The 7,997-nt window shown below is 54.2% G+C and carries 7 protein-coding genes, 1 tRNA gene and 1 pseudogene; 6 read left to right on the top strand and 3 right to left on the bottom strand.

The annotated features are described in order from the left end of the window. Nucleotides 1-24 precede the first annotated feature (24 nt). The 5 genes from INT32_RS21665 (at nt 25) to INT32_RS21645 (ending at nt 5,269) form a co-directional block, all read left to right on the top strand. Complete coding sequence (locus INT32_RS21665) at nt 25-837, top strand: IclR family transcriptional regulator (protein ID WP_193090761.1); 813 nt, start codon at nt 25-27, stop codon at nt 835-837. 351 nt (nt 838-1,188) lie between these two features. Then, entirely contained in the window at nt 1,189-2,211 is a 1,023-nt protein-coding gene (locus INT32_RS21660) for a 2-keto-3-deoxygluconate permease (RefSeq protein ID WP_193090762.1), read from the top strand. Next, complete coding sequence (locus tag INT32_RS21655) at nt 2,208-3,422, top strand: four-carbon acid sugar kinase family protein (RefSeq protein ID WP_193090760.1); 1,215 nt, start codon at nt 2,208-2,210, stop codon at nt 3,420-3,422. The genes INT32_RS21660 and INT32_RS21655 overlap by 4 nt, the downstream gene beginning before the upstream one ends. Beyond that, on the top strand, nt 3,419-4,462 hold the full coding sequence (pdxA, locus tag INT32_RS21650) for a 4-hydroxythreonine-4-phosphate dehydrogenase PdxA (protein WP_193090759.1): 1,044 nt from the start codon (nt 3,419-3,421) through the stop codon (nt 4,460-4,462). Before INT32_RS21655 ends, pdxA begins: the two co-directional genes overlap by 4 nt. A gap of 21 nt (nt 4,463-4,483) precedes the next feature. After that, nucleotides 4,484-5,269 carry a GntR family transcriptional regulator gene (locus INT32_RS21645; RefSeq protein WP_193090758.1) on the top strand — a complete coding sequence of 262 codons (786 nt, stop codon included), beginning with the start codon at nt 4,484-4,486 and terminating at the stop codon, nt 5,267-5,269. A 30-nt stretch (nt 5,270-5,299) separates the two neighbouring features. On the opposite strand, the gene INT32_RS21640 is transcribed toward INT32_RS21645, so the two are convergent. From INT32_RS21640 to INT32_RS21630, 3 genes are all read right to left on the bottom strand, one after another. Next, nucleotides 5,300-5,842, bottom strand: coding sequence for a DUF2380 domain-containing protein (locus INT32_RS21640; protein ID WP_193090757.1), 543 nt, complete (start codon nt 5,840-5,842; stop codon nt 5,300-5,302). A gap of 168 nt (nt 5,843-6,010) precedes the next feature. Further along, nucleotides 6,011-6,871, bottom strand: a complete 861-nt coding sequence (locus INT32_RS21635; protein ID WP_193090756.1) for a Sir2 family NAD-dependent protein deacetylase — start codon at nt 6,869-6,871, stop codon at nt 6,011-6,013. A gap of 589 nt (nt 6,872-7,460) precedes the next feature. Then, nucleotides 7,461-7,536: transfer RNA gene (locus INT32_RS21630), tRNA-Phe, on the bottom strand. Between the two features lie 143 nt (nt 7,537-7,679). Here INT32_RS21630 and INT32_RS21625 point away from each other — a divergent pair. Further along, a pseudogene (locus INT32_RS21625) lies at nt 7,680-7,997 on the top strand (glutamyl-tRNA reductase); the annotation flags it as partial.

The following is a 7,997-nucleotide window of genomic DNA, read 5'->3' as shown; positions in this document are numbered from 1 at the left end:
TATATGGTAACTTGAATCTTCATCATGACAATAACGACTCCCTCGCAGGACAAGGCTGGTCAGCCGGTGGCTGGCACCGCTTCCTTCTCCAAATTCATGCGTGTACTGGATGCCATCGCAGGCAACACCGGACCGGGCGCCACGATCCAGGATCTGAGCGTCTCGGTGGGTTATCCCAAGCCAACCCTATACCGGATCGTGGACGCCCTGCTGGCCGAAGGCCTGATCATCAATAAAGGCGGGCAGCAGTTTGGTCTGGGACCGCGCCTGATCAGCCTGGCCAGCCAGGCACTGGAGAGCTCCGATCTTCGCAAGGTTTGCCGGGAGCAGTTGATGGCGCTGCGCGATCAGACTAGTGAAACCGTTCATCTGGCCGTACCGGTCAATGGTGCGATGACCTACATCGACAAACTCGAAAGCCCGCAGGCGGTGCGCATGAATTCGCGGCTGGGCAGCCAGGTCACCTTCTATTCAAGTTCAGTCGGCAAGGCGTATCTTGCTGCGCTCAGGGATGATACGCACAGGCGCCGGCTTGTCAGCGCGATCACATTTGAAAAATTCACGGACAATACATTGCCTGGCGCCCAGGCGCTGTATCAGGAAATCAGTGATATTGAACAACAGGGGTTTTCAGAAGATCGGGAAGAGAACGAGCGCGATATTTTTTGTTACGGTTGCGCCATCCTGGACCAGCATGCCCGTCCGGTAGCATGTATCAGCATCAGTATTCCCCTGTTTCGCATTGCTGCCGATCGTCGCAAAGCCTACATTGAACCGCTCATGGATGCGTGTAAAGTCCTGTCCAAGAAGCTTCGACTGCTCGATATTGACGCCTGAGCGCGTGCTTGCGCCTGACCCAATCCGGGCCACGCCATGATTCGATCCTTGGTTTGGTTCAGAGGCGATCTTCAGGCAATGGCGGCCCGGCCAGTCGTGGTCACGGTTCGCACCTTGCAGACTATTTCACTTGTATTAAGCAAAAAAACGGTAATCTGAATACGGAAAAAATTCCGCCGGAAAACCGCATCGGTTTGACAATCCGGTTTGAAAAGACAATAATCGCACCTGTACGTACAGGTTGTACGTACAGAGCCATGGCAAAGATAAGAAGCACGATCATAAAGCCATGCACCAGACCATTCATTTTCTTTAATACTCCCCTGTGACCAAAAAAGGCTGGGTCGGATGATGACACAAGAGCGTTCAATATTTCCCATGTTCCAAACCATGCAGAAAATCCCTGGTGGATTGATGCTTATTCCCCTGATTCTGGGCTCGATATTGGGGACATTCGCCCCCGAAGCCCTTGGAATTGGCAGTTTCACCACAGCGCTGTTTAAAAATAGTGCCCTGCCACTGATTGCCTTATTGATTTTCGCTACCGGTACGCAGGTCAATATGCGTACTGGCGGCCCGATCCTGGCAACGGCGGGCACCCTTCTTTTTTGTAAAACGATTATTCCGGCCAGCTTGATTGTGTTGCTGGGCAGCTTCGTTGGTATTGACGGCGTGTGGGGGATTTCCATTCTGGCGCTGCTGGCGGCATTCGACAACAGTAACGGTGGTCTGTGGCTGGCTTTTACCGGCCAGTATGGCGATGCCCGGGACCGGGGCGCCTACGTGGCCAGCGCTGTGAACGACGGGCCGTTTTTCAGTCTGCTGTTTCTGGGCGCCTCGGGTCTGGGCGATATTCCGTTAATCGCGCTTGTCGCTGCGCTGGTGCCTTTCCTGCTGGGCGTGCTGGTTGGTAATCTGGATGTGCAATGGCGCAAGGTTCTGGATCCCGTTCCTAATATCGTGATTCCGTTTTTTGCATTTGCGCTGGGTACCGGCATCAATCTGTCGGCGATCGTCAGTGGCGGCACGACCGGCATTATCCTTGGCTTTCTGATCAGTCCCATTACCGGTTTCCTGGCTTATATGGGGTACAAATTCATCCTGCGGCGTGGTGGTAAAAGCGGTATCGGCTTTGCTGCCGGCACGACCGCTGGCAATGCCATTGCGACACCGGCCATTGTGGCTGCTGCCGATCCGCGCTTTCAGGTTTATGTGGAGACAGCAACTGCACAGGTTGCGGCATGCGTGCTGATCAGCTCGATCATGGCACCCTTGCTGGCTTCTTATTTCCTGAAAAAATCCGGTGAATTAAAGCCGGTAGATGACGATATCTCAGGCGTTGATGCGACTGCCGGGGAACCTGTGAAGCTATGAAGCCACAGATAGCAATCATTGCGGATGATCTGACCGGCGCCGGAGATTCGGCCGTGCAGTTCGTTCGCTGTGGCTGGGAAACACAGTTGTATGTTGGTGGTTCCGAAGAGGCTTTTGCGTTGGGCGATATGCAGGCGCAAGTGGTTTCTGTCAACAGCAACAGCCGTGCCATGGGGCCGCAGGCGGCAGCCCAGGCGGTTGCCCGCGAAATGCAGACCTTTCGCAGGCATGACGTTCGTCATGTATTCAAGAAGGTGGATTCCACCTTGCGTGGCGCATTCGCAGCAGAAATCGAAGCGGCGCGCCAGCAATGGCACGAGAATGCAATCGCCGTGGTATGCCCGGCCTATCCTGCCACCGGCAGGACACTGGAAAATGGCGTGTTGCTGGTAAATGGTACCCCAGTAACTGAAACCTCTGCGGGGACCGATCCGGTCACTCCCGTCACGGAAAGTTCCGTGTCGGTGATGCTCGACTGCAATCTGGTCAGCCCGACGCAGGACGATACGCCAGCCACGCTTGCACAGAAAATAGGCAGTTGCGGACCGATCGTGGTTGTGGATGCCCGTACGGATGCTGATCTGAAACGGCTGGCACAGGCCATTGTGAGGCTTGGCGAGCGTGCGTTGCCGGTAGGCGCTGGTGGACTGGCGATGGCGATGGCTGCCGCGTGGGCCAGTGACCCTGTGTCAGGCGAGATCGTGCTGGCCGTGGTGACTTCGCAGCATAGCGCAACGCGCGCGCAGGTAACGGCGCTGCAAGAGCAGGGTGCGATGGTACTGACTCCCGAGCCGCAGGTACTGGGCGATGATGTCCTGTGGCAGTCATGGCAGCGGCAAATGCTTGCGCGCGTCGCCGGTAGCGACGGTGCCGGCCGGATGCTGGTGCTGCTGGCACCGGCCCGCCAAGTACCTGGGTTGACCTCTGCTATGGTTGCTCGTCGTCTTGGTCAATTGGCGCTGGCGATTGTGCGTACCGGCAAGGTTCGCGGCCTGATCGCTACCGGCGGCGACGGTGCCGAGCAGGTGATGTCGGCCTTACAGGCAACCGGTATCCGCCTGATAGATGAAGTGTCTGGAGGTGTTCCTTTGGGCACGCTGATTGGCGGCGAATATGCCGGCATGCCGATTGTGACCAAGGCCGGTGGCTTTGGTTCGGAAAATGTTTTGATTCAGGCTGCAGAAACCCTGACGGAAAGGAAATTCAAATGAGTACGAAAAAATTGCCCATGTTGGCGGTAACCGTTGGCGACGTCGCCGGCATTGGTCCTGAAATTACAGCCAAAATGCTGTTGAACCATCCTGACCTGCGCGATATTGCCCGGTTTGTCGTCATCGGGGACGTGGCCGCACTGCGCAAGGCGGTGTTGAATCTGAACGGTGATGTGAGCAAGGTGCGGGAAATTTCGGCACCGGGGCAAGCGACCAACGAAGCGGGCACCATCGAGATCATCCAGGTCGGACCGTCTCTTGAAGACGTTGAACTGGGCAAGCTGGATGCACGTGCCGGCGCCGGCTCTGCGCTGTTTGTCATGAAAGCCTGTGACCTGGCCCGCAAGGGTGAAGTTGACGGCATCGTTACCGCGCCGTTGAACAAAGCCGCCATGCACCTGGGTGGTCATAAGTGGCCCGGCCATACCGAACTGCTGGCTCATGAATTCGGTGTCAAAAACTACTCTCTGGTGCTGTCCGCCGGCGATCTGTATGTGTTTCATGCAACGACACATGTGTCGTTGCGTCAGGCCATTGACGATGTGAACCCCAAGCGCATGGACGACATTTTGCAACTGGTTCACGCGTTTTCCAAAGCCCTTAACCGTCAGGACGAGCCGATTGCCGTCTCTGGCCTGAATCCGCATGCTGGTGAGAACAATATCTTCGGCACGGAAGACAGTGCTATATTAACGCCAGCCATCGAACGGGCTAAAGCGGCGGGTATCAATGCCGTCGGGCCAATTCCGGCAGATGCGCTCTGGCCGCAGGCCGTGCGAGGTAAATGGAAATTTCTGGTCGCGTGCTATCACGATCAGGGTCATGCGCCATTTAAGGCGGTATATGGCGATGACGGTGTCAATATCACAGTTGGCTTGCCGGTTGTGCGCGTCTCTGTGGATCACGGAACAGCGTTTGATATTGCCGGTCAGAACATTGCGCGTGAAGAAAGCCTGATTCTGGCAGCCGAACGTGCAGCCAGTCTTTCCCTTGGCTGGTCTTCGGTATGGGAAGCAGCTTCAAAGTCGGAAGGGGTATAGTTTAATTTTTGCGGGGATATCGTGCTTTATCTGAAAAAAATAGATGTAAAAAACAAAGGTAAAGAGGCGTTGTACAGGCAGGTTGCCGACAGCCTGAAAACCGCCATCTCTGAAAATCGGCTGCCGCCGGGCAGTCCGATTCCAAGTGAAAGTGCGCTGTGCGGACACTTCAATGTGGCGCGCAGTGTCGTGCGCCAGGCCCTCGCACTGCTGGTCGACGATGGATATATTCTGAAGCAGGCTGGCCGCTCTTCCGTGGTTGCCCCTCGCACTAAACACCGACGCAACCTGCAAAACTCGCTCAGCCTGCACGCGCAGCTGGAACGCGAGGGAACGCGCCTGCAGACGTCGGTGATCCGGCTGGAAGAGGCCGCCTTTCCGGCAGAGGTTGCGGCGTTCTATGGCGACATTGAAGGCCTGCTGCTGGAGCGCGTGCGCTATATTGATGATGAGCCTATTTCGTATGTGAAGACCTGGCTGCCAAAAGAGTTTGCCTCCCTGAGCAGCGAAGACTTGATCGATAGATCGCTGCACCAGCAGTTGTTGAAGCGCTTTAACCGTGAGCCACAACAGGGCCGCAATCAGATTCAGACGGTTCCCAGCGACAAGATGCTGGCCAATTATCTTAAAGTGAAAAAAAGCGATGCGCTGCTGCAATTGCAGGCGTCTTATTACGATCAGCATGGGTTGCCACTGGAGTGGTTCACTGCCTGGCATCGGGCTGACCGTGTCGTCTTTGATATCGCGGTTGATGCCTCGCTGGATAATAATATCCAGGTCAAGGATTTTCAGCGATCAATCAAGTAGTTCTGACGCGGGGCATGCTCAATGGCGCACCTACGATTGCTGGTCAATACAGTTGCTCTCAATATCACGTACTGCAAATTTTGCCGCATGCTGCCAGGCCTGATCATTATCGCCGCGATAAGATAGCGTGCGCTCGCACACAGGGGCGTTTTGGTTCAGATCTACCATGGCAAATTTGATCCAGCCCACTAGCGTACTCATCTTGTGCACCTCGCCAAAAAGAAGATGGCTTGCGCCGGCCTTTTTTGCGTCGGCTGCCAGTGCTTCAAGACCCGGTTCCGCTGCATTGCATTTGTCATTTTGACAGGTCAGTAGCACTGTTTTTATTTTTCTGTTTTGCGCCAATCCATGGCGAACCGCCTCGTTCAGTGCTTGTAAACGCCGGGCATGTTCGGCAGTCTGGTCTCTGACTTCACCGGACGTATCCTTGAAGGCGAAGTTCGCAGCGGCCAGTGTCAGCAGCGGCTTTGCTTGGGCGGTAGCGTTGAACGTGGCAGCAGCCAAACCGGCAAGCAGCAGCAATGGCCTCTGTCTGACATTAAAGCGATATAACGGTCGATATGAAAATGGCATGGCATTGGCCTCCAGTGATGGCGCAAGACGGACGCAGGACAGGTCGGTTCAAAGGCATATCAACAATGAATGTAACTCAGGTTGCGGGGCAAGTCACGCGCAAAAGCCAAGAGGGGGCGGCGCGTATTGATAGCCTGAATGTCGACGTAGCAATGGGCTGAAGACAAATCAGAGTTGTGTTTTGCAGAAATAACCCATGTCGTCCAAAGCGCTTTGGATTTGGCTTAGCCCTTGTTGCGCGCCCATGGCCAGCGATACGTTTTTTGCCCCTTTGCCGATCGTGGCTTCGTGAACGTTGATGCGAACTATTGGCGCCTTCTGGCGTTCGCCAAAGTAGCGCACGGTGGCAACGGCGGTGCCCGCTCCCAATTCGATAATGATGGGGCGCCTGGTTTTTTTCAGCCATGCCTGCAGATACTGATGTTGCTGGCGGCTGCGGGTATCGACCCAATGCCAGTCGTTAAACATCATGATGTTTGGTCGCGCCAGCGAGCCGCAGTGCGGGCAGCGTGGCGGCGGATTCAGCAACATACATCGTTGCATATCTACTTGCGGTTCAAAGTCGTCAGCTGGCCAGATATCCTGTTCGCAAACGTCTATGCATTGCAAATAGTGAATTGAACCGTGGCATTCAACGATCTGCTCCTGTGCAAAGCCTGCTTTCTGGAATTGGCCGTCGACATTGCTGGTAAACACAAATGCATTATTTGGCATTTGTGATGCAATCTGCTGCAGGATCTGAAATCCCGCGTGAGGCGTTGTGTCCCGATACAGGGCCAGGCGATGTCCATAAAATCCCCAGGCAAGCTCAGGGTGTTCGGGAAAATAAATGGGAGAGGCGATGTCCTCGAAACAGATACCCGAGGCGCGCAGTGCCGGATAATGTCGCCAGAAGCCTTCGGCGCCCCGAAAATCGGGCAGTCCCGAATCCACGCCCATACCGGCACCGGCAGTAACAAGCAACCCGTCGGCTTCACTGATCAGCGTGGCCGCCTTTTTTATAAAGGCTTGTTGTAATGAAGAGTTCATGAGAGGGCAGGCAGAGTCAATTTAATTTTTTATTGGCGCAGCAGGTAACAGTCTATCTTCCCATATTTTCGGCACAGGCCCGTATTTGCGGGTAGATTACATTCAGAAAATCGTAAATGAATATCTATTTGCCCAGAATCATAATCTTATGTGGCTGATCGGCTATTTAAATGTAGCCTGGATCGCAGTTTATCCGTCGCGTCTACCGAGCGCGAGGCTGCGAGGGGGCTTTTCTGTATCGCTGTGCCCAAATAAGGAGTGACGTTGATGTTCTGTGTCGCTTGCAAAATGTTGCGTGGCAGTCTTGCTATGCGCCACATAATAATAGACTAACGCTATGATTTATATTCGATAATTTTTTGCGTTGTTTGTTGTTAAGTTATTAGATCACAATCCTGGCGCTGTTTCCTGAATTGTAATAAGTTTTAATTATCCAGGGCGGCAAGCAGGAGCCAGGCAAGTGGGTACGCCAATAGACTTTGCAGCAATTTTCCGGCCAAAACCGCGAATTAAAAAAACCGCAAGCCATAAACGCCAGCCAAAACAAAAACGCCAACCGATAACGGCTGGCGTAAGTGCTTGATCTTGATGGTGGCCTGGGGCAGAATCGAACTGCCGACACAAGGATTTTCAATCCTCTGCTCTACCGACTGAGCTACCTGGCCAACAAAGAACGAAATAATACACTAGTTTTTGGCTTGTGTATATATTTTGCAGGCTTCGTGGCAGAAATATTTAAAAAGAGCCGCCGGAAGGTCTATAATCACCTAATACCAGATCATAAAAGAAAATTCAAGATATTACGGCCATGTCACTTGACGTTCTTACCTTCGGTTTGAATCATCATTCGGCGCCGGTGTCAGTGCGTGAACGGGTTTCCATGCCCGAACAGCTGCTGCGCCCTGCGCTTGACGGCTTGCGCTCGGCGTTTGGCGCCAGGGTGCAGGAAGCCACGATTCTGTCTACCTGTAATCGCACCGAAATCTACTGTGCAGCCCAGCCTGAAGTGGCTGAGCACATTCCCTCATGGCTGGCCGAATTCAATTCGCTTGAAGCCAACGAACTGCGCCCGCACTTGTATCAGTACAACAAGGATCTGGCGGTGCGCCACGCCTTTCGGGTTGCC

The sequence above is a fragment of the Advenella sp. FME57 genome (genome assembly GCF_014897675.1).
Lineage (GTDB): Bacteria > Pseudomonadota > Gammaproteobacteria > Burkholderiales > Burkholderiaceae_B > Advenella.
This window is presented reverse-complemented; position numbering and strand designations above follow the sequence as displayed.

What these genes read in the sequence shown, in the direction of transcription:
- pdxA (WP_193090759.1), top strand. Translation starts at nt 3,419, where the DNA reads ATGAGTACGAAAAAATTGCCCATGTTGGCGGTAACCGTTGGCGACGTC.
- INT32_RS21640 (WP_193090757.1), bottom strand. Translation starts at nt 5,842, where the DNA reads ATGCCATTTTCATATCGACCGTTATATCGCTTTAATGTCAGACAGAGG.
- INT32_RS21665 (WP_193090761.1), top strand. Translation starts at nt 25, where the DNA reads ATGACAATAACGACTCCCTCGCAGGACAAGGCTGGTCAGCCGGTGGCT.
- INT32_RS21635 (WP_193090756.1), bottom strand. Translation starts at nt 6,871, where the DNA reads ATGAACTCTTCATTACAACAAGCCTTTATAAAAAAGGCGGCCACGCTG.
- INT32_RS21655 (WP_193090760.1), top strand. Translation starts at nt 2,208, where the DNA reads ATGAAGCCACAGATAGCAATCATTGCGGATGATCTGACCGGCGCCGGA.
- INT32_RS21660 (WP_193090762.1), top strand. Translation starts at nt 1,189, where the DNA reads ATGACACAAGAGCGTTCAATATTTCCCATGTTCCAAACCATGCAGAAA.